General features: G+C 60.7%; 21 protein-coding genes. 13 read left to right on the forward strand and 8 right to left on the reverse strand.

Annotated elements, in window-relative coordinates; all coding sequences use genetic code 11:
* Positions 1 to 21 precede the first annotated feature (21 nt).
* Both ACR0FB_RS12170 and ACR0FB_RS12175 read right to left on the reverse strand, forming a co-directional pair.
* On the reverse strand, positions 22 to 660 hold the full coding sequence (locus ACR0FB_RS12170) for a CatB-related O-acetyltransferase (protein WP_480620803.1): 639 nt from the start codon (positions 658 to 660) through the stop codon (positions 22 to 24).
* Entirely contained in the window at positions 660 to 1265 is a 606-nt protein-coding gene (locus ACR0FB_RS12175; protein ID WP_171636908.1) for a flavin reductase family protein, read from the reverse strand. The genes ACR0FB_RS12170 and ACR0FB_RS12175 overlap by 1 nt, the downstream gene beginning before the upstream one ends.
* A gap of 71 nt (positions 1266 to 1336) precedes the next feature.
* Here ACR0FB_RS12175 and ACR0FB_RS12180 point away from each other — a divergent pair, with 71 nt between their 5' ends.
* The 5 genes from ACR0FB_RS12180 (at position 1337) to ACR0FB_RS12200 (ending at position 4390) form a co-directional block, all read left to right on the forward strand.
* Positions 1337 to 1831: a GNAT family N-acetyltransferase gene (locus tag ACR0FB_RS12180; RefSeq protein ID WP_171636909.1), complete on the forward strand. Its 495-nt coding sequence runs from the start codon at positions 1337 to 1339 to the stop codon at positions 1829 to 1831.
* Positions 1832 to 1883: 52 nt separating this feature from the next.
* The gene (locus tag ACR0FB_RS12185) at positions 1884 to 2627 is read left to right on the forward strand and encodes an EcsC family protein (protein ID WP_480620804.1); all 744 of its coding nucleotides are present in this window, start codon (positions 1884 to 1886) and stop codon (positions 2625 to 2627) included.
* Between the two features lie 132 nt (positions 2628 to 2759).
* Complete coding sequence (locus tag ACR0FB_RS12190) at positions 2760 to 3221, forward strand: NUDIX hydrolase (RefSeq protein WP_171636911.1); 462 nt, start codon at positions 2760 to 2762, stop codon at positions 3219 to 3221.
* A 72-nt stretch (positions 3222 to 3293) separates the two neighbouring features.
* Entirely contained in the window at positions 3294 to 3749 is a 456-nt protein-coding gene (locus ACR0FB_RS12195; RefSeq protein WP_480620806.1) for a DUF1178 family protein, read from the forward strand.
* 2 nt (positions 3750 to 3751) lie between these two features.
* A complete protein-coding gene (locus tag ACR0FB_RS12200; RefSeq protein WP_480620808.1) occupies positions 3752 to 4390 on the forward strand; it encodes an SDR family oxidoreductase in 639 nt (212 codons plus the stop codon).
* Here the strand turns inward: ACR0FB_RS12200 and ACR0FB_RS12205 are convergent.
* Positions 4384 to 4740 carry a hypothetical protein gene (locus ACR0FB_RS12205; RefSeq protein ID WP_171363717.1) on the reverse strand — a complete coding sequence of 119 codons (357 nt, stop codon included), beginning with the start codon at positions 4738 to 4740 and terminating at the stop codon, positions 4384 to 4386. The two genes, ACR0FB_RS12200 and ACR0FB_RS12205, sit on opposite strands and share 7 nt — an antisense overlap.
* Positions 4741 to 4905: 165 nt before the next feature.
* Between ACR0FB_RS12205 and ACR0FB_RS12210 the strand changes: the two genes are divergently transcribed.
* From ACR0FB_RS12210 to ACR0FB_RS12235, 6 genes are all read left to right on the forward strand, one after another.
* Positions 4906 to 6144, forward strand: coding sequence for an aspartate kinase (locus tag ACR0FB_RS12210; protein WP_171636914.1), 1239 nt, complete (start codon positions 4906 to 4908; stop codon positions 6142 to 6144).
* A gap of 46 nt (positions 6145 to 6190) precedes the next feature.
* Positions 6191 to 8434 carry a phosphoenolpyruvate--protein phosphotransferase gene (gene ptsP / locus ACR0FB_RS12215; RefSeq protein ID WP_171636916.1) on the forward strand — a complete coding sequence of 748 codons (2244 nt, stop codon included), beginning with the start codon at positions 6191 to 6193 and terminating at the stop codon, positions 8432 to 8434.
* A gap of 149 nt (positions 8435 to 8583) precedes the next feature.
* On the forward strand, positions 8584 to 10029 hold the full coding sequence (gene zwf, locus ACR0FB_RS12220) for a glucose-6-phosphate dehydrogenase (protein WP_480620811.1): 1446 nt from the start codon (positions 8584 to 8586) through the stop codon (positions 10027 to 10029).
* A 2-nt stretch (positions 10030 to 10031) separates the two neighbouring features.
* On the forward strand, positions 10032 to 11837 hold the full coding sequence (edd, locus tag ACR0FB_RS12225) for a phosphogluconate dehydratase (protein WP_216598296.1): 1806 nt from the start codon (positions 10032 to 10034) through the stop codon (positions 11835 to 11837).
* Between the two features lie 4 nt (positions 11838 to 11841).
* A complete protein-coding gene (locus tag ACR0FB_RS12230) occupies positions 11842 to 12474 on the forward strand; it encodes a bifunctional 4-hydroxy-2-oxoglutarate aldolase/2-dehydro-3-deoxy-phosphogluconate aldolase (protein WP_480620813.1) in 633 nt (210 codons plus the stop codon).
* A gap of 51 nt (positions 12475 to 12525) precedes the next feature.
* Positions 12526 to 13716 (forward strand): pyridoxal-phosphate-dependent aminotransferase family protein, encoded by a 1191-nt coding sequence (locus tag ACR0FB_RS12235; protein ID WP_480620815.1) that lies wholly within the window; start codon positions 12526 to 12528, stop codon positions 13714 to 13716.
* A gap of 125 nt (positions 13717 to 13841) precedes the next feature.
* On the opposite strand, the gene ACR0FB_RS12240 is transcribed toward ACR0FB_RS12235, so the two are convergent.
* Positions 13842 to 14957 carry a pyridoxal phosphate-dependent aminotransferase gene (locus tag ACR0FB_RS12240; protein ID WP_480620817.1) on the reverse strand — a complete coding sequence of 372 codons (1116 nt, stop codon included), beginning with the start codon at positions 14955 to 14957 and terminating at the stop codon, positions 13842 to 13844.
* An 88-nt stretch (positions 14958 to 15045) separates the two neighbouring features.
* On the opposite strand from ACR0FB_RS12240, the gene ACR0FB_RS12245 reads away from it, so the two are divergent.
* Both ACR0FB_RS12245 and ACR0FB_RS12250 read left to right on the forward strand, forming a co-directional pair.
* Complete coding sequence (locus ACR0FB_RS12245) at positions 15046 to 16116, forward strand: SMP-30/gluconolactonase/LRE family protein (protein ID WP_480620819.1); 1071 nt, start codon at positions 15046 to 15048, stop codon at positions 16114 to 16116.
* Between the two features lie 66 nt (positions 16117 to 16182).
* A complete protein-coding gene (locus ACR0FB_RS12250) occupies positions 16183 to 16965 on the forward strand; it encodes a crotonase/enoyl-CoA hydratase family protein (RefSeq protein WP_480620821.1) in 783 nt (260 codons plus the stop codon).
* Here the strand turns inward: ACR0FB_RS12250 and ACR0FB_RS12255 are convergent, their stop codons facing one another.
* The 4 genes from ACR0FB_RS12255 to ACR0FB_RS12270 form a co-directional block, all read right to left on the reverse strand.
* A complete protein-coding gene (locus ACR0FB_RS12255) occupies positions 16966 to 17298 on the reverse strand; it encodes a DnaJ family domain-containing protein (protein WP_209834987.1) in 333 nt (110 codons plus the stop codon).
* Positions 17299 to 17338: 40 nt separating this feature from the next.
* Complete coding sequence (locus tag ACR0FB_RS12260; RefSeq protein WP_480620823.1) at positions 17339 to 18502, reverse strand: benzoate/H(+) symporter BenE family transporter; 1164 nt, start codon at positions 18500 to 18502, stop codon at positions 17339 to 17341.
* A gap of 138 nt (positions 18503 to 18640) precedes the next feature.
* The gene (locus ACR0FB_RS12265) at positions 18641 to 21802 is read right to left on the reverse strand and encodes a valine--tRNA ligase (protein WP_480620825.1); all 3162 of its coding nucleotides are present in this window, start codon (positions 21800 to 21802) and stop codon (positions 18641 to 18643) included.
* Between the two features lie 79 nt (positions 21803 to 21881).
* Complete coding sequence (locus ACR0FB_RS12270) at positions 21882 to 22610, reverse strand: dienelactone hydrolase family protein (protein WP_171636936.1); 729 nt, start codon at positions 22608 to 22610, stop codon at positions 21882 to 21884.
* Between the last annotated feature and the right edge of the window lie 24 nt (positions 22611 to 22634).

The following is a 22634-nucleotide window of genomic DNA, read 5'->3' on the forward strand; positions in this document are numbered from 1 at the left end:
CGGCCAATCAGGCCGCCTTTTTCAAGGGTCCAAGCGCTCCAGCTTATCGATATCTCCCGTCAGCAGAGCGCTTTCGGCTTCGGCGATCAGTTCGGCTGGCCAATCCCACCACTTTAAAGCAAGCAACCGCTCGATTGTGTCGGCGTCAAACCGGTATCGCCGTACTTCGGCAGGATTGCCCGAGACGATCGCATACGGCGGGATGGTTCCACGCACGACTGAACCCGCGCCGATTATCGCTCCGTCACCGATACTGGCTCCTGGCATGATCAGTGCGCCATAGCCGATCCAGACATCATTGCCGATCACGGTGTCACGGACGTCCGGCTGGAATTCCAGCATCTGTTCCGGATCGAATACCGGAAAGGGAAAGCAGGTTATCCCATCCATCGCATGACTTGCCGAGGCTGTCACAAAGCGGACGCCGTGGGCAATTTGGCAAAACTTCCCCAACATCAGCTTTTCGCGCGAAAACTCGAACAGGTAAGGGGCCAACCGATTGGCCCAATCCTCGGGTTCGTCAAAATCTGATGCGTAGGTGTAATCTCCCACCTGAATTCTGGGGTGGTTGATCACTCGTGACAGAAAGGCCGTTCCTTTGTGTTCCGTGCCGTCAGGCAGAGTGACAGGATATCGGCGCGCAGCGTCAGGCAGGGGCATCAGTCATCCGGTCTCGAAAGGCTGAACAACTCGGAAACGACAGAGTAATCGCGATACCCAAGCCGCGCCAAAGGTTGGAACGAGGTCACGTCAAACTTGCCATCCCGAATATGATCGTCGTGCAGGTGTACACCTGTCACTTCGCCAAACACCACCCGATTGGCTTCACCGGGCAGCGTGACGATCTGGGTCAGCTTGCATTCCAGCGCAGCTGGAACCCCTTCGATCCGTGCGCAGGGTATGGTTTCGCATTCTATGGGTGAAAGCCCGGCATGCGAAAACTCATCAACTTCTTTCGGCAACCCGGCCGAACTTGCATTCATTGCGTCCCGATGCGCTTGGGCCACGACATTTACGCAAAACACGCCCGTGGCCTCGATATTGGCGATGCTGTCCTTGCCGGCGTTCTGATCCTGTTTGGTGCCGGTTGAGGCAAACATGACCTGTGGTGGCGTATAGGCGACGCCGTTAAAGAAGGAATAGGGTGCCAGATTGTTGACCCCATCCGCGTCCCGAGTCGAAATCCAGCCAATCGGGCGCGGCGTGATGATGGCGTTGAACGGGTTGTGCGGCAATCCGTGGCCGTCTTCGGGGCGGTAGAACATCTGATCTCCAAGCGTTTGCCCAAGGCGTAGCGAAGTGCTAGGGCGATTGCCAGCAAGTAAATGAGGGCAGGGTGCAGCAATTCGGGATCAGGCCGGAAGAGCCGGACGACTGGTGGGAGGTCGAAGCCCTGTATGACCTGTGTTTTGCGCCGGGTCGCGAGGCTTTGTCGTCCTACCGCTTGCGTGATGATGTACCGCCGGTTGCGGGCTTGTCTTTGGTCGTGCGCGACGGTCAGGGGATTCTGGCCGGTGCGATCCGGTTCTGGCCGGTTCATGTTGGTGATCATGATGCTCTGCTGCTGGGGCCGGTTGCCGTGCACCCCACCCACCAAGGTGAAGGCCTGGGTGGATATCTGATACATGCAGGAGTCGAAGCGGGGCGCACCCGCGGTTGGCAGAGGGTCATGCTGGTCGGGGATCAGCCCTATTACAGCCGGTTCGGTTTCACGCGATTGCACGCGGTCGAAATGCCTCCGCCCACCAACCCTGACCGGGTTTTGGGGCTGGAACTGGTGCCCGGCGCCTGGTCCGGGGTTCAGGGCGCGGTGACACGTTGGAGCCGCTGACCTATTGAAACCATGCTGCGCAACGCCGATGTTGAAAGGCAGGAGGGCGTGAATGCAGAACGTTGTTCTTGTTGAAAACGTGGATACCGAGGCCGAACTGGATCGTTTGGCGGATCACTACCGGTCCGCCGGAGGGGGCGGCGTGAAACTTCTCAACAAACTTGGGGGGTCAGCCGAGTCTTTGCTGGAGCAATTGCCAGAACCCGTTCGGAATGGCCTGACAGGCGCAACCGAGCAGGCATTGTGGCTGGCGATGCATGCGGCCGAGGGCTCGCGGCGCGCGGTTCCTGATCAACAGCCCTGGGTCAATACCGCGCTGACGACTGCCATGGGTGCGGCCGGGGGGCTGGGCGGCGTTTCGACAGCCTTGATGGAGCTGCCCGCGACAACCGCGATGCTGCTGCGTGCCATTCAAGGGGCCGCCGCGCGCGAGGGGTTTGATCCCTCTGCCGAAAACGTAAAGTTCGATTGCGTTCGCGTCTTGTCGGCAGCTGGACCATTGTCGCATGATGATGGGGCAGACCTGGGGTTTTTCTCGGTCCGGCTGACCCTGACCGGACCGGCCATGCAACGCCTGATTGCCGCCGTTGCGCCGCGTTTTTCGATAGTACTGGGGCAAAAGCTTGCAGCCCAGTCCGTTCCTGTGCTGGGGGCATTGGCCGGCGGTGGCACGAATTATGTCTACACGCGCTACTACCAACAGATAGCGCGCGTGCATTTCGGTTTGCGCCGGTTGGCAATTGACGCTGACATCCCCCATGAGGATCTGGCACGGCGGCTTTCTGCCCGAATGTAGGCGATATCCTGGGCGACGTGAGTGACTTGGCGTGTGATACATCATGTGGTATGATTGCAGGTGGCAGCCGCTAGATTGGGTGAGCGTACCAATTTGGATGGCTGACGTTCGACCGAAAGGGAGCGTCGCTTGATGAAAGCACGATTGTTGCTTCATGACCTTCCAAAAGCTGCAAGGCAGCCAGTTTTGCGGCAATCCTCGGCTTTGTGTTTCCGGATCAAGCGCGGCCGTCCCAAGATTCTGTTGGTCACGACACGCAAGGCACGGCGATGGATCATTCCCAAAGGATGGCTCATCCCCGGTCTGAGCCCGCAGGAAACCGCATTGCAAGAGGCTTGGGAAGAGGCGGGCGTATCTGGTCGGATCAGCGGGGTGCGACTGGGGCAGTTCCTGCACCACAAACATCATTCGAACCGGCCTCCATCCTTATGTCTGGTGGATGTTTTTCCAGTGCATGTAAGCGCTGTGTCGCAGGAATACCCGGAAAAGACCGAGCGTCGGCGCAAATGGTTTTCGCCAAAAAAAGCGGCGCTAAAGGTCGATTCTCATGAGCTCGCTGAATTGTTGCGCGACTTTAAGCCGTACTCACATTGAAGTAGCATCTGATAGGCTTGATATTGTCACCTTGATCGGTATCTATTCGCCAATCGTTTTTTTGGACTGAACATGATTCAATACGCGTTGAAATGCAGCGAAGGCCACAGTTTCGACAGTTGGTTCCAATCCGCAGAAGCCTATGACAAGCTGGCCTCTGTGGGTATGGTCACCTGCGCGGTTTGCGGGTGCACGCAGGTCGAGAAAGCGGTCATGACGCCTCGCGTCCGCCCGGCGCGGAATGCCAGGAAGAAAAGTGAAATCCGTTCCACTCCGGAAGAAAAGATCGACGTTGCAACGCCATCGCCCGAAATCGAGAAGGTTTTGGCCGAAATGCGCCGCCATGTCGAAGAAAACTCGGATTATGTCGGGAAAGATTTCGCCAACGAGGCGCGCAAGATTCATCTGGGCGAGGCTCCGGAGCGTGCCATCTACGGAGAAGCCAAGCTGGATGAGGCGAAATCCCTGATCGAAGATGGCGTGCCGGTGGCTCCGCTGCCGTTTGTCCCCAGCAGAAAGACCAATTGATCATGCACATCATGATCACCGGCGCCAATCGCGGCATCGGGCAAGCCCTGGCAAAGCATTACGTGAACCGGGGGGACAAGGTCACTGGGACGGCGCGTGACGGCAGCATGCAGGTGCGTCTGGATGTGTCCGATCCCGTGCAGCAATCAGCCATGGCAGAACAGATGAAAGACCAGCCTGTCGATCTGATGGTCTGCAATGCCGGCGTGTATCTGGACAAGGGGCATTCGATCGATGGCTACCCGGCCGACATGTGGGCGCAAAGCTTTGCGGTAAATGTCACGGGGGTCTTTCTGACCATACAGACCCTGTTGCCCAACCTGCGCGCCGCGGGCGGTAAAGTTGCGATCCTTTCGTCGAAAATGGCGTCGCACACACTTGCGCCGGGTGGCAGTTATATCTACCGCGCATCCAAGGCGGCGGCTCTGAACCTTGGGCGGAATCTGGCGATGGATCTCAAAGATGACGGGATTGCCGTCGGCATCTATCATCCGGGCTGGGTTCAGACGGATATGGGCGGTGCAGCGGCGGATATCGATGTGGATCAGGCCGTGTCCGGCCTGATTGAACGATTTGATGCCTTGTCGCTAAGCACAACGGGCTGTTTTGAAACCTATGACGGACAACCGCACGCCTACTGAGAGGCCAATGCGGCTTTGGGGATTTCGAAGACCTCACCAGGTTCAATGTAGACCACCATCATATCGCCTCGCGTTTCATGTGAGATTTTCGAGGTCGAATTGCTGGATTCCGGCACACCATCCTTGAAATAGATATTGCGCACATGTCCGCCTCCCAGGGCCACTGCGACCGTTATGTTTCCGTCATCATGGCGGCGCAGTTCCGCGTGGCAGCTTTGTACGGGATCACCGGCATTTGCAGCGCAGGGAATTGTGCCCAACGCGTTCTTGCCGTCCGTCCCGGCAACACTCGCGACCTGGGCCAGTGCAGGCGATGACAATAGGGCAAAGGCGAGGGCTAGGCGAAACATGAGGAACCTCTTGATCTGGTTGTTATCCTTAGGCTGACATCGCGCCGGTGCAATGTAAAGCGGCCCTGCGCCGCAGGCAGAACTCCTTTGCGCCCTTGCCCTTGCGGTGCCCCTCGCTTATGAGGCACGGAACGTCAAATCCAAGGCGCGGAGACTTTTGCCCCCATGCCCGTACTCGTAATGAAATTCGGCGGCACATCGGTCGCCAATCTGGACCGCATCCGCCGCGCCGCCAAACGTATCGGCGTTGAAGTTGCCAAGGGCTATGACGTGATCGTCATCGTCTCGGCCATGTCGGGCAAGACCAACGAGCTTGTGGGCTGGGTGAACGAAACGTCGCCTCTGTTCGACGCCAGGGAATACGACGCGGTCGTGTCCTCGGGCGAGAATGTTACCGCTGGACTGATGGCGCTGACCTTGCAGGAAATGGACATCCCCGCGCGCAGCTGGCAGGGCTGGCAGGTGCCGCTGCTGACCACCAGCGCGCACAGTCAGGCGCGGATCGAGGAAATCCCGACCGAGAACCTGAATCAGAAATTCGGCGAAGGAATGCGCGTTGCCGTGGTTGCAGGCTTCCAAGGGATCAGCCCCGAAGGCCGCATCACCACGCTGGGTCGGGGTGGGTCGGATACCACGGCGGTTGCCTTTGCGGCAGCCTTCGACGCCGAACGCTGCGACATCTATACGGACGTTGATGGCGTCTATACCACCGATCCGCGCATCTGCGAAAAGGCACGCAAGCTGGACCGCATCTCGTTCGAAGAAATGCTGGAACTGGCGTCGCTTGGTGCCAAGGTGCTGCAAACCCGCTCGGTCGAACTTGCGATGCGATACAAAGTCAAACTGCGCGTTCTCTCAAGTTTTGAAGAACAATCCGATGAGGCCGGCACGCTGGTCTGCGACGAGGAGGATATCATGGAATCCAATGTTGTGGCCGGTGTGGCCTATTCCCGCGACGAGGCGAAAATGACCGTTGTTTCCGTGGCGGACCGCCCCGGCATCGCCACGACAATCTTCTCGGCGCTCAGCGAAGAGGGTGTGAACGTCGACATGATCGTCCAGAACATCTCGGACGAGGGGCGCACGGACATGACCTTTTCCTGTCCCACCGATCAGGTGGCACGCGCCGAAAAAGCGCTGCTGGAGATCAAGGAAAAGGGCGAGCTGAACTATGCCGAACTGGTTGCAGACACTGATGTCTGCAAGGTCTCGGTTGTGGGTATCGGGATGCGCTCGCAATCGGGCGTGGCGGCCAAGATGTTCAAGGTGCTCTCGGATGAGGGGATCAACATCAAGGTCATTACAACCTCCGAGATCAAAATTTCCGTCCTTGTCGACAGGAAATACATGGAACTTGCTGTTCAGGCACTGCATGATGCCTTTGAACTGGACAAGGCGGCCTGAGCTTATCGGCCAAAGGTATCGCCTGACACACTAAATCGGTTGGGCCATGGCGGACGGCACGGAAACAGAATCCCGCAAGCTGCTGCGGCGGTTGCGCGAAGAAATGGCGAGCGAAGCCGCCGGTCAGGAACGTCTTGACCGGATCACGCACCTGATTGCCGACAGCATCAGGGCCGAGGTGTGTTCCATCTATCTGTTTCGCGATGAAGACACGCTGGAACTTTGCGCGACCGAGGGGCTGTCTCCGGAAGCGGTTCATAAAACCCGGATGCGCATGGGCGAAGGCCTTGTGGGGCGGGTCGCCAAGTTCGGCAAGGTCGTCAACACCGCCGACGCGCCGTCGGCCAAGGGCTTCCGTTACATGCCGGAAACCGGCGAGGAGCGGTACTCCTCGTTCCTGGGTGTGCCGGTTCAACGCCTTGGGGAAAAGCTGGGCGTTCTGGTCGTCCAGTCCCGCGAGGCGCGCGAGTTTTCCGCAGATGAGGTCTATGCACTGGAAGTGGTCGCCATGGTGCTGGCCGAAATGGCCGAGCTTGGCGCCTTTGTCGGCGAAGGCGCGGCCCTGTCACCCCTGCACCAGCAATCGGTTCTGCTGCGCGGCGGCCCGGCGCAGGAAGGGTCTGCTGAAGGGCATGTCTGGCTGCACGAACCCCGCGTGGTGGTTACCAACCCCATTGCCGAAGACCCTCACCGGGAACGCGAACGTTTGGTCGATGCGGTAGAAGAACTGCGCGTCGGCGTCGACAAGATGCTCGAAATTTCGCAGGGCGGCGACAAGGAACAGCTGAAGGTCCTGGAAGCTTACCGCATGTTTGCCAATTCCAAAGGCTGGATGCGGCGGATGGAGGAAGACATAGCCCTGGGTCTCAGCGCCGAAGCCGCGGTGGAGAAAGAACAATCCCAGGCCCGTGCGCGCATGGGACAGGTCACCGATCCGTACTTGCGTGAACGTCTTGCGGATCTGGACGATCTCAGCAATCGCCTGCTGCGCATCCTGACTGGGCAAGGCAAGACGGACAGTGCTGATCTGCCACCCGATCCGATCCTGATCGCGCGCAATATCGGCCCCGGCGACTTGCTGGAATACGGACGGGCGCTGAAGGGGATCGTGCTTGAAGAAGGCTCTGTCGGCAGTCATGCCACGATTGTTGCGCGGGCGCTTGCGATTCCTTTGGTCGTGCATGTGGGCCGGATCACCACCGAGGCCCTGAACGGAGATCATATTCTGGTGGATGGTGATCAAGGTGTTGTGCATCTGCGCCCGGAAGACAGTGTGGTCAGTGCCTTCCGCGACAAGATCGCGATGCAGGCAAAGGCGCAGGAACGTTATGCGTCGATCCGCGAAACACCCTGCGTGACGCGCGATGGCTCGCGGATTAACCTTGTGATGAATGCAGGTCTGATGGCCGATCTGCCATCGCTTGGCACCTCGGGCGCCGAGGGCGTTGGCCTGTTCCGCACTGAACTGCAATTCCTGATCCGCAACCAGATGCCGAAACGGTCAGAACTGGTCAGCCAGTATCAGCGCGTTCTGGACGCGGCAGGCGGCAAAAGGGTAGTATTCCGAACACTCGACATCGGGTCGGACAAAGTTCTGCCCTATATGAAGCACGTGGCGGAACCAAACCCGGCGCTGGGCTGGCGCGCCATTCGGGTCGGTCTGGACAAGCGCGGCGTCATGAGGATGCAGTTGCAGGCCCTGCTGCGCGCCGCCAATGGTCGACCGCTGACCATCATGTTCCCTTTTGTCGCGCAGGCCGAGGAATATCGCGAAGCCCGTTGGGAAGTGAACAAAACCATCGAGCGGGAAAAACGGTTGGGTCATGTGCTGCCCGAGATGCTTGAAGTTGGCGCGATGCTGGAAACGCCGTCGCTGGCCTTCGCGCCGCAGAAATTCTTTGACGAAGTGGACTTCATTTCGATTGGCGGGAACGATCTAAAGCAGTTCTTCTTTGCTGCTGACCGTGAAAACGAACTGGTCCGGCGTCGCTATGACACGCTGAATGTCAGCTTCCTGAGCCTGATGGAACGCATCGTCGAACGCTGCGATATCTCGGACACGCCACTCAGCTTCTGTGGCGAAGATGCAGGCCGCCCGGTCGAGGCCTTGTGCCTTGCGGCGATGGGGATACGGACGCTGTCGATGCGGCCTGCCTCGATCGGCCCGGTCAAAAGCCTGCTGTTGCGGTCCAATCTGACGGAGGTTCGCAAAATCATCGCTGACGCGCGCCACCGCGGAGAGCAATCGGTGCGTCCTGCGGTCATGGACTGGCTGCGCCATCAGACCTGATGCGCTAAACGGCACGGTTTCTTCAAACTGTGCTTGATTTTTCATGGGCGGTTTTCTAATAGACATGCAATGTTAGCGATAACATATTGGGTTTTTCGGGGTATCACGCCGTGCTAAGCTGATATCGGCAAATTCAGAAGGAGCCTGTGATGGTTTCACGCGTAATTCCGGTAGAGCCATTTGATCTGGTACTTTTCGGTGCGACCGGCGATCTGGCGCAGCGTAAAATCCTGCCGGGCCTGTACCATCGCTTCGAGGTCGGCCAAATGCCCGACGGCGCGCGGATCATCGGTACGGCACGCTCTGATATCGACAATGACGGGTTTCGCGATCAGGTTCGAAAATCGATGGAACAGTTCGCGCCCGGTTTTTCCCGGGAAACAATGGATCGGTTCCTTGCCCATGTCGAATATGTGCCCGTGGATGCGCTGGGCGAGACCGGGTGGTCCGACCTGAAAGAACGGATGCGCGAAGACGTCGTGCGGGCCTTTTATTTGTCCGTTGGACCAAGCCTTTTTTCGGGTATCGCGCAGCGGCTGCATGACGCCGGTCTTGCGACACCGGACAGCCGCATTGTCGTCGAAAAACCATTTGGGCACGACCTTGCCTCGGCGAAGGCGCTGAACGAAGGCTTGCGTGCCTGTTTCGAAGAACATCAGATTTACCGGATCGACCATTATCTGGGCAAAGAGACCGTGCAGAATCTGATGGCGCTGCGCTTTGCCAACTCGCTGTTCGAACCGCTCTGGAATTCGACCCATATCGACCACGTGCAGATCACGGTGGCCGAGACCGTAAGCGTCGAAGGGCGCGGGGCCTATTACGATCAGTCCGGCGCAATGCGGGACATGGTCCAGAACCATCTGGTGCAGTTGCTGTGTCTGACCGCAATGGAACCGCCTTCGAAATTCTCGCCCAACGCGGTGCGCGATGAAAAGGTCAAGGTGATCGAAGCGCTGGAGCCCGTGGCCCAGTCTGACATAGCGCGCGGTCAGTATCGGGCCGATAAGGGCGAGGGCGGTTATGTCGATCATGTCGGCAACCCCGCCAGCCGAAGCGAAAGCTTCATCGCCCTCAAGGTTCATATCGGCAACTGGCGTTGGGCAGGTGTGCCGTTCTATCTGCGTACTGGCAAGCGTCTGCGCGCGCGGGAATCCGAAATTGCGGTGTTCTTCCGCGATCCGCCGCACACGATTTTTCCCAATGTCGGCCCTCTGCACGGAAACGTTCTGGTGATCCGGTTGCAACCTGACGAAGGAATCACCTTGCGCACCACGATCAAGGATCCGGGGCCGGGGGGCTTCCGGCTGTCGGATGTTGCGCTGGACATGAGCTTTGCCGATGCGCTTGGGGCCGAAGCGCAAGCCCCCGACGCTTATGAGCGGCTGATCATGGATGTCATCCGTGGCGATCAGACACTTTTCATGCGTGGGGACGAGGCCGAGGCCGCCTGGGCCTGGGTCGATCCCATCATTCAGGGCTGGGAGCAGCGCGGAGACCGCCCGTCCCGGTACGATCAGGGCAGTTCAGGCCCCGAAGAAGCATTGATGCTGATGCATCGCGATGGGCGCCGCTGGCGTCAGATCGGAGGGTAATCATGGTTCACTCAGTCATTTCCGATGTCACCAAACGGATCATCGACCGCAGCGCCGATCTGCGCGGCCCACATCTTGAACGGATGGAGCAAGCCAGATCCAAGGGTCCTGCCCGTGCGCATCTGTCCTGTAGCGGTCAGGCCCATGCCTATGCGGGCGCGGGCGAGGATCAGCAATCGATGGCCACCGGCACTGCGGGCAATCTGGGTATTGTCACCGCCTATAATGACATGCTTTCGGCTCATCAGCCGTTTGAACGCTATCCCGCCCTGATCCGCGATGCGATCCGTGCCGCCGGCGGAACGGCACAGGTGGCAGGCGGTGTGCCAGCCATGTGCGACGGTGTCACCCAGGGCGAAGCGGGGATGGAGCTGTCGCTGTTCTCACGCGACGTCATCGCGTTGGCAACCGGTGTGGCGCTTAGCCACAACACCTATGACGCGGCTGTTTTTCTTGGGGTGTGCGACAAGATTGTGCCCGGCTTGATCATCGGCGCGCAGGCCTTTGGCCATCTGCCTGCCGTATTCCTGCCCGCAGGCCCGATGACCAGCGGCTTGCCGAACGACGAAAAAGCCAAGGTCCGACAGAAATTCGCCGCCGGGGAAGTGGGCCGCGAAGAGCTGATGAAGGCTGAAATGGCGGCCTATCACGGCCCCGGTACCTGTACTTTTTATGGCACCGCCAATACCAACCAGATGCTGATGGAGTTTATGGGGCTGCACCTGCCGGGCTCCAGCTTCGTCAATCCGAATACCCCGTTGCGTGACGCCCTGACCGAGGAAGGCGCGCGCCGTGCCCTGTCGCTCAGCGCGTTGGGCAACAGCTACACTCCGGTCTGTCAGGTTCTGGACGAGCGCGCTTTCGTCAATGGCATCGTCGGTCTGATGGCAACCGGTGGTTCAACCAATCTGCTGATCCACCTGATCGCCATGGCGCGCGCTGGTGGTATCGTGCTGGACTGGCAGGATTTTTCCGATATTTCCGCTGTGGTGCCGCTGGTCGCGCGGGTCTATCCCAACGGCCTGGCGGATGTGAACCATTACCACGCGGCCGGCGGCCTTGGGTACACGATCGGTACTCTGCTTGAACAAGGCTTGCTGCACCCGGACACGCTGACCGTCGCAGGTCAGGGGCTGCACAACTATACCAAGGAACCCAAACTGATCGATGGCGAGTTGATCTGGCAGGATGGTTCGGGACACAGCCTGAACGAAAAGATCCTGCGCCCAGCCAATGACCCGTTCCAACCCACCGGGGGCCTGTCGCGCCTGACCGGCAATCTGGGCACTGGGGTTATGAAAGTATCAGCCGTAGCGCCGGAACATCAGGTCGTCGAAGCACCCGTGCGGGTGTTCCACGATCAGGATGAGGTGAAAGCCGCCTTCAAAGCCGGAGAGTTCACAGATGACGTTATCGTCGTGGTCCGGTTTCAGGGCCCCAAGGCCAACGGGATGCCGGAACTGCACTCGCTGACGCCCATGCTGTCGATCCTGCAGGGCCGGGGCCAGAAAGTGGCTCTGGTCACCGATGGCCGCATGTCTGGCGCTTCCGGCAAAGTACCCGCCGCCATCCATGTTGTCCCCGAGGCGCTCGACCGCGGCCCCATTGCATACCTTCAGGACGGTGACGTCCTGCGCGTCGACGCGGTCAGGGGTGATCTGGAAATCCTCACCGCAGGCGTTCTGGACCGGTCCCCCGCGACCGCCGACCTGTCCGCCAATCAACACGGCGCTGGGCGCGATCTTTTTGGTGCGTTCCGCCAGAATGTCGGCTCGGCCGACACCGGTGCCAGCGTTTTCGGAGTTTAACATCATGTCCAAATCCCAACGCACCCGCGAAATCTGCGCTATGGCGCCCATTGTTCCGGTTCTGGTTGTCGATGACGTCGCGCAGGCCCGCCCGCTGGCCGAGGCATTGGTCGCCGGCGGCTTGCCCGCGCTTGAGGTCACCTTGCGCACGCCCGCCGCGCTCGACGCGATCCGCGCGATGGCCAAGGTGCCGGGCGGCGTGGTCGGCGCAGGTACGCTGGTCACACCCGAAGACGTCTGCGCCGCCAAAAAGGCGGGCGCGCAGTTCGGCGTTTCCCCCGGTTCCACGGATGCCCTGATCGCGGCCTGCGAAGCCGAAGATCTGCCGCTGTTGCCCGGCGCCGCGACGGCAAGCGAGGCTATGGCGTTGCTGGAAAAAGGCTATGACATGTTGAAATTCTTCCCGGCCGAGGCCTCGGGCGGCGCGCCCGCGCTCAAGGCAATCGGCGCGCCGCTCCCCCAGATCAGCTTTTGCCCGACCGGGGGCGTGTCCCCCGCCAACGCCCGCGACTACCTGTCATTGCCCAACGTGATCTGCGCTGGCGGAAGCTGGGTCGCACCAAAGCAACTGGTCGAAAACGGCGACTGGGCCGGGATCGAGACACTTGCGCGCGAGGCGTCGAAGCTGGCGGATTGACGCCGCGCGGCCTCTCGGTAATGTGGGCGTCAATTTATACAGGTTGACCCCATGACACAGACGGTATCCCTTTCCCAGGGGCGGACATATTTGGCCATTCCGGGCCCTTCGGTCATGCCGGATGCGGTTTTGCAAGCCATGCACCGTCCGTCGCCCAACATCTATGATGGCGCGCTCATCGACATGATGCCCGACCTGACCCGCGATCTGTGCCGGGTTGCCCGCACAAATCACAACGTTGCCATCTATATCGCCAATGGTCACGGCACCTGGGAGGCCGCTCTGTCCAACGTGATCGCCCCCGGCGAAACCGTTCTGGCTCCTGCCTCGGGCCGGTTCACCCATGGCTGGGCCGAGATGGCCGAAGGCATCGGGGCAAAGGTTCAACTGATCGATTTCGGCACCTCGTCAACCTGGGATTTTGACCGGATCGCAGACGCGTTGCGTGCGGATCGAAACCACCAGATCAAGGCGGTTCTGGCGGTCCACGTGGATACATCCAGTTCGATCCGGAACGACATCCCGGCGCTGCGCAGGCTTCTGGACGACCTGCAACACCCGGCGCTGCTGATGGCAGACTGCATTGCCTCACTTGGCTGTGACAGGTTCGAGATGGATGGCTGGGGTGTCGATGTCACAGTTGCCGCTTGCCAAAAAGGCCTGATGACCCCGGCGGGCATCGGCTTTGTTTTCTTCAACGAAAAAGCACAAGCCAAACGGGCCACCATGCCGCGCGTTTCGCAATATTGGGATTGGCAGCCGCGCGCCGATCCAGACCTGTTCTATCAGTATTTCAACGGCACCGCGCCCACGCACCACCTCTATGGCCTGCGCGCCGCGCTTGATCTGATCCATGCAGAGGGGATCGAACAGGTCTGGGCCCGCCATGAACGTCTGGCCACTGCCAACTGGGCGGCCTGCGAAACATGGGCCGAAGGCGGCGCGCTGCATCTGAACGTTGCCGATCGCGCCCACCGCAGTCACGCCGTCACGGCCTTGCGATTGACAGAAGGTCGCGGCACGGCCCTGCGCGCGTTCACTGAACATCAGCTGGGCCTGACGCTGGGCATTGGTCTTGGGATGGAGGACTACGACAGCTGTTTTCGCCTCGGGCATATGGGCCATGTCAACGGGCAGATGGTGATGGCGATGCTGGGGGGTATGGAAACGGCCATGGCCGCTCTTGATATCCCCCGTGGCAAAGGCGCGCTCGAGGCCGCAGCCGCCGTTCTGGCCGCCTGACACGCCTCAGACCAACAGCACCGATCCGCCCCTTCATCTGGCCAAAAATATCCTCGGGGGGATCGCGCTTTGCGCGATGGGGGGCAGACAGCCCCCCTTTGACCCGATGGCAAGACAGACCAGCGCTAGCCTGTCTTTGCCCGCACTTCCGCTAGCGCCTTGGGCAATGCGACCGCAAAAGCATCCAGATCTGCTGTTTCACCACAGCTTACCCGGATGCACCTGTTCTGGGGCGCTGCAAACGGCATCCGGACAAACAAGCCCCGCGCAACCAAAGCGTCCAGTACGGCCTTGGCGAAATCGCCATCCCGCCCGCAGTCAATCGCCACGAAATTGGTGGCGGAGGGCAGGGGCTCCAACCCGTTCTCGCAGGCAATCGTTGCTAACCGCTCACGCGCCTCGGCGATTTGCGCCTGAATGTGCTCCAGCCAGGTGCCATCCTGCAACGCGGCCAGCGCCCCGGCCTGCGCCGCTCGGTTCATGCCGAAATGGTTGCGCACCTTGTTGAAGGCTGCGATCAGGTCGGGCGCTCCTAGGGCATAGCCAACCCGCGCGCCCGCCATGCCATAGACCTTAGAAAATGTCCGCATCCGGATTACGCGCGGATCATCTATACTGACTGGTGCAGCCGTCCCTTCGGGCGCACATTCCACATAGGCTTCGTCCAGAACCAGAAGGCACCCATCAGGCAAGGCATCCATGGTAGCCACGATGTCCGCGCCGGAATGCCAGCTGCCCATCGGATTGTCCGGATTGGCCAGATAGACCAGCTTGGCACCAACCTCAGCCGCCTTGGCAAAAAGCGCCGATGGGTCCTCGTGATCACCTGAATACGGCACTTTGTGAAGAATGCCGCCGAACCCGGCCACATGATAGTTGAAGGTCGGATAGGCCCCGTCCGAGGTGACAACCGCATCCCCGGGCCCGACGATCAGCCGCACCAGATAGCCCAGCAGCCCGTCAATACCTTCGCCCACGACGATATTCTCCGGCGATACGCCGTGATGGTCGGCCAAAGCATGGCGCAGGTCATGGTTTTCGGGGTCGCCGTACATCCAGATCTCGGACGCGGCTTGCGCCATGGCCTCGATCGCGCGGGGCGAGGGGCCGAAAATGCTCTCATTGGCGCCCAGTCGGGCCACAAAGGACGCGCCGCGCTGGCGCTCTTGCGTTTCCGGGCCGACAAAGGGCACGGTGGCGGGCAGGGATTGGGCAAGCGGGGTGTATCGAGGTCCGGTCATGTCCGCAGATAACCCCAAGCCCGATCAATGAGCAAGCGCGCACAGGCGTTGGGCGCGCTGGAAAAGAAGTAAGAATAAAGGAGCGCAGATGCGCATTCTCTCGATCGTTGTTCTCCTGGGCCTCGCCTATCTTCTGGTCTGGCCCGTCCCGGTAAAACCTGTCGCCGTCGAAATGCCGGTAGATGCCGGTTTCACAGGTGATTTCGCAGAGAACAACGCGCTGGGCGTCGCGCAGCTGATTCGCCTGCCGGGTGCAGAGATTGGCCCTGAAGACATCGCTTTCATGCCAGATGGCACGATCTACACAACCAGCCTGTCCGGCACTCTCTACCGCATCGACGGGGCGGAACCGGTCGAGGTTGACCAACTTGGCGGTCGTCCCCTCGGCCTCAAGGCCGGACCGGATGGCGCGCTTTTCATCGCTGACAGCTATCGGGGGGTGATGCGTTGGACCGGTCCGGGCACATTGGACACGCTGGTGGGCGACATCAACGGCGCGCCGGTGATCTACGCCAACCAGCTGGATGTGGCGCGGGATGGCACGATCTACTTCTCGAATTCATCTGACCGCTTCGATCCTGAAACCATGGGCGGGACCAAACCGACCTCTGTCCTCACCATCTGGGAACAGTCCGATACGGGTTACGTCGCGCGTCGCACACCCGACGGCCGCACCGAGAAAATCGCCGAGGGCTTTGTCTATACCAACGGTGTCGCGCTTTCACCTGACGAGGATTTTCTGCTGATCGCGGAAACAGGTCGCGCGCGCGTGCACAAGCTGTGGCTGACCGGACCAAATGCAGGGCGGCAAGAGATCCTGCTGGAAAACCTGCCCGGCTATCCCGACAACCTCGAGGCTCAGGGCGACGGCACCTATTGGATGGCCTTCGCCAGCCCGCGTGTCCCGTCCGAGGCGCTGATGCCGTACCCGTTCCTGCGCAAGGTGATCTGGCGATTGGGTCCGGCAGTGCGCCCCGCGCCGATCCATCGCGGCATGATGGTGCAGTTTGATGGCGATGGTACGATCCTGCGCACGCTACAGGACCCGCAAGGCCGCTTGGGCATCACGACCGGCGGTAAGATTGCGGGGGATCAGTTCTATGTCATGACGCTCGATTCCCCGTGGTTCGGGCGAATGCCTGTCAGCGACATGCCCTGACGTCGCAGTGGTATTCCGCAGTCTGTCCGGGCATGTTTGTCACGATTGAATTTCCGGAGGTCCTCCATGTCACGCGTATCCGTTGCCTATCAAGACCACGTTGCCCATGTCACTCTGACCCGAGGCGACAAGATGAATGCGCTGGATGATGCAATGATCAAGGCACTTTTGTCCGCCGGGCAAGAGGTCGCCGCCTCGGATGCCCGTGCCGTGGTCCTGTCCGGCGAAGGCAAAAGCTTTTGCGCCGGGCTCGACATGGCAAGCTTTGCCAAGATGGCCCATATGGACCCCACGGAATGGCTGATGACCCGCAGCCATGAAGACGCCAACGAGATGCAGGAGCTGGCGCTGATCTGGCGTCGCGTTCCGGTTCCGGTGATCTGCGCAATTCAGGGCGTGGCTTATGGCGGTGGCCTGCAAATCGCGCTGGGCGCGGATATCCGTATCGCGCATCCCGAAGCGAAACTGGCCGTGATGGAGATGAAATGGGGCATCATTCCTGATATGGGCGGCATGGTTCTGTTGCCTCGGCTGGTCCGGTCGGACGTGCTGCGGCTGCTGACCTATACGGCCCGCCCGATCGGTGCGCCGCAGGCGGCGGAGTGGGGCCTTGTGACGCAATTGTCCGACGATCCGTTGACCGAAGCGTTGGCCCTAGCCGAAAACATCGCGGGCCAAAGCCCTTCGGCCATCCGTGCCGCCAAGCGTCTGATCGAGGTTGCCGAAACTCAGGCCCGCGCAGACGTTCTGATGGCGGAATCCGCTGAGCAGGTGGAACTGATTGGCAAACCCGACCAGATGGAAGTTGTCATGGCGCAGATGCAGGGCCGCAAGCCCGAGTTCAAATGATCACCGCATGAAGGCCCGCCGCGCGTCGCGGGCCATGTTGTAGCGCATTTCCAGATCGGCGATACGGGCCATTGCGGCCTTACGCTCGGCGGGGTCCGTCAGGGTCGCATAATCCTGCCGCGCTGTGTCGAGCTGTTTTTTGATGTCGAATTCTTCCGGCAACACGCCTGCCTGCGCCATGATCCGATGGCCGGCGGCGGTGGCCGGATCGCTCAATGCCTCGGATGACCGGTCAGGCAGCGGTTGGCCTTCGCCCTCAAGGCCCTGCAACTGACCCTCGGCTTGGGCTTTCTTGATCTGGCGCTCGACCAGTTTTCCCAACGCTCCAAACATGGCCTCTTCATACTTGCTTTGAAGTGCGGTTTGAACCCGTTTACCGAAAGCGTTGTTTCACAAGATAGGCCATCCCGCCTGCCAGTAAGCCCCAGACGGCCGCACCAAGTCCAAACGCGGTAATGCCGGATGCAGTGATGGCAAAGGTCAGGATGGCCGCTTCGCGCTCGGCCGGAACTTCCAGCGCGGCGGATGTGGCATTGGCCATCACCCCGATCAGCGCAACACCGGTCAGCGTGCCCATCAACAGTGAATCGGCATGAATGGCGAACCCGGTAATCGCCACGGCGAACACCCCGAACAGGCAATAGAACAACCCACCCATCACGGCAGACCAATAGCGTTGCGCGGGGTCGGGGTGGCTGTCCTCGTTCGCGCACATCGCAGCGGTGATCGCCGCAAGGCAGGTGGCGGGGGCACCGAACGGAGAAGACAAGATGCTGGAAATACCCACGGACGAGAACAGCTTGCCGGTCTGCGGCGCATAGCCAAAGCTGCGGATCACCGCGATGCCGGGGATGTTCTGGGTCGCCATCGTGACGATGAACAGCGGCACGGCAATCCCGATGACCGAAGCCGCAGAGAAGCTGGGCGTGGTCCAGACCGGAGCCGCGATCCATTGCGTCGGCGTCAGCGACGCGTCCCCGGCGTTCAGAACGACGACGGCTGCCGCTGCTACGACCGCAGCCGGAACGGCAAACAGGCGGTTGATCCGGCCGGCGATGAACCATGTCAGAATTACCGGCAAGGCTTGCCATGGCAGGTCAACCGCTGCCTGAAAGGGCAATATGCAAAGCGGCAGCAACACGCCCCCCAACATGGCCTGCGCCAGGGTCGTCGGTATCGCCGCAGCCATTCGCCCCAATGGTCGCCACAGCCCGGCCAACACGGTCAAAGCCCCTGCACAAAGGAACGCGCCTGTCGCTTCGGCAAACCCCAGTGCAGGTGTGGCGGAAACCGCCAGCAGGGCCGCACCCGGCGTGGACCAGGCCACGCTGATCGGCTGTCGGTACCACAGGCTCAGCACGATGGCGGTCAGGCCCATGGCAATGGCCGCCATCATCAATCCGGACGCCGCCTGCGTCGGGGACGCGCCCATCGCCGCCAACCCTTGCAATACAATCGGGAAAGAGCTGAAAAAGCCGACGATTGCCACAACCAGCCCGGTCGAGACTGTCTGGAACGGTGGGGCTTTGTGCGTCATGACGGCCTCGGGGAAATGTGTTCGCTGATTGCTAACAAGCAGGGGCAGGGTCGGGCAAGGTCTGAACGTGCAAAAGAAAACCCCGCCGTTGTGGTCGCGGCGGGGTTCCGGATTTGAGTATTTGGGAAAAGATGAAGATCAGGCGATTTCGGTCAGTCGGGCCAGCGCCTCGTTCAGTTTCGCTTCTTCCTCTTCGCGGGCTGCGAGGTTGGCTTTGGCCTCTTCCACGACCTCTGCAGGGGCCGAGGCCACGAATTTCGGGTTGTTCAGACGCCCGCGCAGGCCACCAAGTTCCTTGGCCAGCTTGCCCTTGGCCTTTTCCAGCCGTTCCTTTTCCGCTCCGATGTCGATGATATCCGCCAGCGGCAGGCCAAAGGACGCTCCGGGCGCCGCGATAGAGATGGTGCCCTTGGGCAGCGTGTCGGCTTTGGTCAGGCTGTCGATCCGGGCCAGTCGCTTGATCAGCGCCTCGTTCCGGTCCCAGGCGGCCTGGCCGTGGGCGTCGATCTCGGTCACCAGCATCGGCACGTACAGACCGGCCGGAACGCGCATCTGGGCGCGGGCCGAACGGGTGTTCTCGATCACCGAGATCACCCAGTTCATTTCGCGATCCGCGGCGGCATCAACCAGTTCGGCGGCGGCATAGGTCGGCCAGTCGGCATGCACCAGCATCTTGGCGCGGGTGCCGGTCAGGCCCCACAGCTCCTCGGTGATGAATGGCATGATCGGGTGCAGCAGGACCAGGCACTGATCCAGAACCCAGCGCATGGTGGCGCGGGTTTCAGCCTGGGCCTCGGCGTCATCGCCTTGCAGCAGAGGTTTGGACAGTTCCACATACCAGTCACAGACCTTGCCCCAGACAAAGGCATAAAGCCCGTTCGCCGCGTCGTTGAAGCGGTAGCTGTCCAGCGCCGCGTCGACCTCTTCGCGCACGCGGGCAGTTTCGCCGATGATCCAGCGGTTCACGGCGGCTTTGGGCTTCAGATCGGCCGCATCCAATTGCGGCACGGCGTCGGTGAAAACCTCGTTCATCTCGGCAAAGCGGACGGCGTTCCACAGCTTGGTGCCAAAGTTGCGATAACCGGTGATGCGTTCGCGGGACAGTTTCAGCACCCCGCCAATCGCCGCCATCGACGCGTTGGTAAAGCGCAGCGCGTCGGCACCGAACTCGTCCACAATCTCCAGCGGGTCGATGACGTTGCCGGTGGTCTTGGACATCTTCTTGCCCTTCTCGTCGCGGACGAGCTGGTGCAGATAGACGGTGTGGAACGGGATCTGATCGACCACGGCCAGCTGCATCATCATCATCCGGGCGACCCAGAAGAACAGGATGTCGAAACCGGTGATCAGAACATCGGTCGGGAAGTAGCGCTGCAACTCTTCGGTCTGTTCGGGCCAGCCCAGCGTGCCGATGGGCCACAGGCCAGAGGAGAACCACGTGTCCAGCACGTCAGGGTCGCGCCACACCGGGTAAACCAGCTTGGTCGGATCCTGTTCAACGGCGTACTGCGCCAGGCTTTCGGCGAACCGATGGATCGCCTCCTGCTTGTCGGCGACTTCGATCACGGTCGCGTGGCTCAGAGGGCTGGGAATGTCCGCATTGTCGTCCAGGAACTTTTCGGTAACGGCCTCGAAACTCGCGGCACATTCCATGACATTGCCACGATGCAGCATGCCGCCTTCGTTCAGCAAACGACCCAATTCAACCAGATCAAGGTCGCCATCATTCTCGTCGTCAATGAAGTCTTCTGCGGACAGGTCTAGACCATACCAAACCGGAATCTGATGCCCCCACCACAGTTGGCGGCTGATGCACCAGGGTTCGATATTTTCCAGCCAGTGGTAGTAGGTCTTCTCGCCCGACTCGGGGATGATCTTGACCGTGCCGTCCTTGACCGCGTCCAGCGCAGGGCCGACGACCTTGGCGGCATCGACGAACCACTGATCGGTGAACATCGGCTCGATCACCACCTTCGACCGGTCGCCGAAGGGCTGCATGATCGGTTTGCTTTCGACCAGCGGCACCAGTGTGTCGGCGCCTTCCTGATCCGGCTTCAATGCGGTCGATCCCAGGCGCGGATCATCCGCGCGGGTCATCACGGCCAGACCATCAGCCGTGATCTCTTCAACCACCTTGGCCCGCGCTTCGAACCGGTCGAGGCCACGCAGATGATCCGGCACCAGATTGATCGCGTCGATTTCGTTCTCAGTAAACGCGCGCCCACGCGCATAGTCCTGCGCCTTGCCTGCCTCTTCGGCATAAGGGGCCCCATCGGCCCGCATCGCGCCCTTGGTGTCCATCAGGCGGTACATCGGAATGCCGCCGCGCTTGGCGACCATGTTGTCATTGAAGTCATGTGCGCCGGTGATCTTCACCGCGCCCGAGCCGAAATCGGGGTCGGGGTAGTCGTCGGTGATGATCGGGATCTGGCGGCGATGCTCTTTCGGACCAACCGGGATTTCGCACAGCTTGCCGACAATCGGCGCATAGCGTTCGTCCGAGGGGTGCACCGCGACCGCGCCGTCGCCCAGCATGGTTTCGGGGCGGGTCGTGGCGATGGAAATGTAATCCCGCTCTTCCTCAAGGATGACGTTCCCGTCCTCGTCTTTTTCAACGTAAGTGTACGTCTCACCCCCGGCCAGCGGGTACTTGAAGTGCCACATGTGGCCGGCGACCTCGATATTCTCGACCTCGAGGTCCGAGATCGCGGTTTCGAAATGCGGATCCCAGTTGACCAGCCGCTTGCCGCGGTAGATCAGGCCCTTGTCGTACATGTCGACAAAAACCTTGATGACCGCGTCGTGGAAGTTGGGGCTGTTTTCATGGCCCGTGCGCGGGTCGCCCGCTGCACCGGCCATGGTAAAGGCGTTGCGCGACCAGTCGCAGGAGGAGCCGAGGCGTTTCAGCTGCTCGATGATGGTGCCGCCGTATTCACCCTTCCATTCCCAGACTTTCTCCAGAAACTTTTCGCGGCCCAATTCGTTGCGGCTGGGTTGTTGGGTGGCGGCCAGCATCTTTTCGACCTGCATCTGGGTTGCGATGCCGGCGTGGTCCTGGCCGGGCTGCCACAACGTGTCAAAGCCACGCATGCGGTGCCAACGGATCAGGATGTCCTGTAGGGTGTTGTTGAACGCATGGCCCACATGCAGAGCACCGGTCACGTTGGGCGGCGGGATCATGATGGTAAAGCTTTCCTCGCGCGAACGGTTCGCGCCTGCCTTGAAGGCTCCGGCCTGTTCCCAGGCCTTGTAGATCCGGGCCTCGGCCTCGGCCGCGTTGAATGTCTTTTCCATCGCCATGGGATGCGTCCTGCGTCAACAAATTCGGGTCCGCGCCTGCAATAGCGAATGCGCGCGGCAAGGGGAAGGCCTAGTGCGCCTAAGCCACGCCAAAGCGTGCTTTGAAATAGGCGTCAACGCGTTGATAGGCGGGTTCATGGAAATCCAGCGTCAGCAGCGAATGATCCTTGCCGGGATATTCGACGGTTTCCAGCAGATTGCCGAATGCCTGTTCAAGCGCCTGCATCAGTTTCTTTGGTGCAAGCTTGTCTTCGGAGTACCGCATCGCCAGACCGGGGCCTTTCGCGGTCATACCCGCAGAGGCCGCGCCGATGTCTTCAGCGCTCATGTGCAGATGGCGACCCCCGAGGATCGGCAGCGCAGGTTGGCTGGCTACCCCGCCCAGAACGGCGTCTTCGGCCATGAGGGTCAGGGCGAAACTGCCGGTCAGGCACATGCCGATGACGCCCACACCGGCGCTGTTTTCGCGTTGCTTGATCTCACGGGTCAGGGCGCGCATCCATCCTGCAATGGGGCTCTGCTTGCCACGGGCGAAAATGTTGAACTCGCGCCGCACGCAGAACAACCGAGCCATGTTCTTGGCCATTTCAACCTTGCCATATGTTCCAAACAAATGAGGCAGGTAGACGCGAAAGCCGGATGCGTTGAGCTTGGCGGACAACGCCAGCGTTTCGGGCCCGATCCCGGGCAGTTCCTGAAGGATCAGGATCGGTGGGCCTTCGCCGCCGACATAAACGTCATGTGTGGTCGACTGCCCGCTGGTCATCGGGGCAGAGAAGGGAAAAACGGTATCATGCGTCCAGCTCATGGCCCAAGGCTAGCCGAACATCCT

This window comes from Ruegeria sp. P10 (assembly GCF_056534925.1).

Excerpts from the sequence above, each read along its gene's own strand:
- ACR0FB_RS12170 (WP_480620803.1), bottom strand. The coding sequence starts at position 660 with ATGCCCCTGCCTGACGCTGCGCGCCGATATCCTGTCACTCTGCCTGAC.
- ACR0FB_RS12175 (WP_171636908.1), bottom strand. The coding sequence starts at position 1,265 with ATGTTCTACCGCCCCGAAGACGGCCACGGATTGCCGCACAACCCGTTC.
- ACR0FB_RS12185 (WP_480620804.1), top strand. The coding sequence starts at position 1,884 with ATGCAGAACGTTGTTCTTGTTGAAAACGTGGATACCGAGGCCGAACTG.
- ACR0FB_RS12190 (WP_171636911.1), top strand. The coding sequence starts at position 2,760 with ATGAAAGCACGATTGTTGCTTCATGACCTTCCAAAAGCTGCAAGGCAG.
- ACR0FB_RS12195 (WP_480620806.1), top strand. The coding sequence starts at position 3,294 with ATGATTCAATACGCGTTGAAATGCAGCGAAGGCCACAGTTTCGACAGT.
- ACR0FB_RS12200 (WP_480620808.1), top strand. The coding sequence starts at position 3,752 with ATGCACATCATGATCACCGGCGCCAATCGCGGCATCGGGCAAGCCCTG.
- ACR0FB_RS12205 (WP_171363717.1), bottom strand. The coding sequence starts at position 4,740 with ATGTTTCGCCTAGCCCTCGCCTTTGCCCTATTGTCATCGCCTGCACTG.
- ACR0FB_RS12210 (WP_171636914.1), top strand. The coding sequence starts at position 4,906 with ATGCCCGTACTCGTAATGAAATTCGGCGGCACATCGGTCGCCAATCTG.
- ptsP (WP_171636916.1), top strand. The coding sequence starts at position 6,191 with ATGGCGGACGGCACGGAAACAGAATCCCGCAAGCTGCTGCGGCGGTTG.
- zwf (WP_480620811.1), top strand. The coding sequence starts at position 8,584 with ATGGTTTCACGCGTAATTCCGGTAGAGCCATTTGATCTGGTACTTTTC.
- edd (WP_216598296.1), top strand. The coding sequence starts at position 10,032 with ATGGTTCACTCAGTCATTTCCGATGTCACCAAACGGATCATCGACCGC.
- ACR0FB_RS12230 (WP_480620813.1), top strand. The coding sequence starts at position 11,842 with ATGTCCAAATCCCAACGCACCCGCGAAATCTGCGCTATGGCGCCCATT.
- ACR0FB_RS12235 (WP_480620815.1), top strand. The coding sequence starts at position 12,526 with ATGACACAGACGGTATCCCTTTCCCAGGGGCGGACATATTTGGCCATT.
- ACR0FB_RS12240 (WP_480620817.1), bottom strand. The coding sequence starts at position 14,957 with ATGACCGGACCTCGATACACCCCGCTTGCCCAATCCCTGCCCGCCACC.
- ACR0FB_RS12245 (WP_480620819.1), top strand. The coding sequence starts at position 15,046 with ATGCGCATTCTCTCGATCGTTGTTCTCCTGGGCCTCGCCTATCTTCTG.
- ACR0FB_RS12250 (WP_480620821.1), top strand. The coding sequence starts at position 16,183 with ATGTCACGCGTATCCGTTGCCTATCAAGACCACGTTGCCCATGTCACT.
- ACR0FB_RS12255 (WP_209834987.1), bottom strand. The coding sequence starts at position 17,298 with ATGTTTGGAGCGTTGGGAAAACTGGTCGAGCGCCAGATCAAGAAAGCC.
- ACR0FB_RS12260 (WP_480620823.1), bottom strand. The coding sequence starts at position 18,502 with ATGACGCACAAAGCCCCACCGTTCCAGACAGTCTCGACCGGGCTGGTT.
- ACR0FB_RS12265 (WP_480620825.1), bottom strand. The coding sequence starts at position 21,802 with ATGGCGATGGAAAAGACATTCAACGCGGCCGAGGCCGAGGCCCGGATC.
- ACR0FB_RS12270 (WP_171636936.1), bottom strand. The coding sequence starts at position 22,610 with ATGAGCTGGACGCATGATACCGTTTTTCCCTTCTCTGCCCCGATGACC.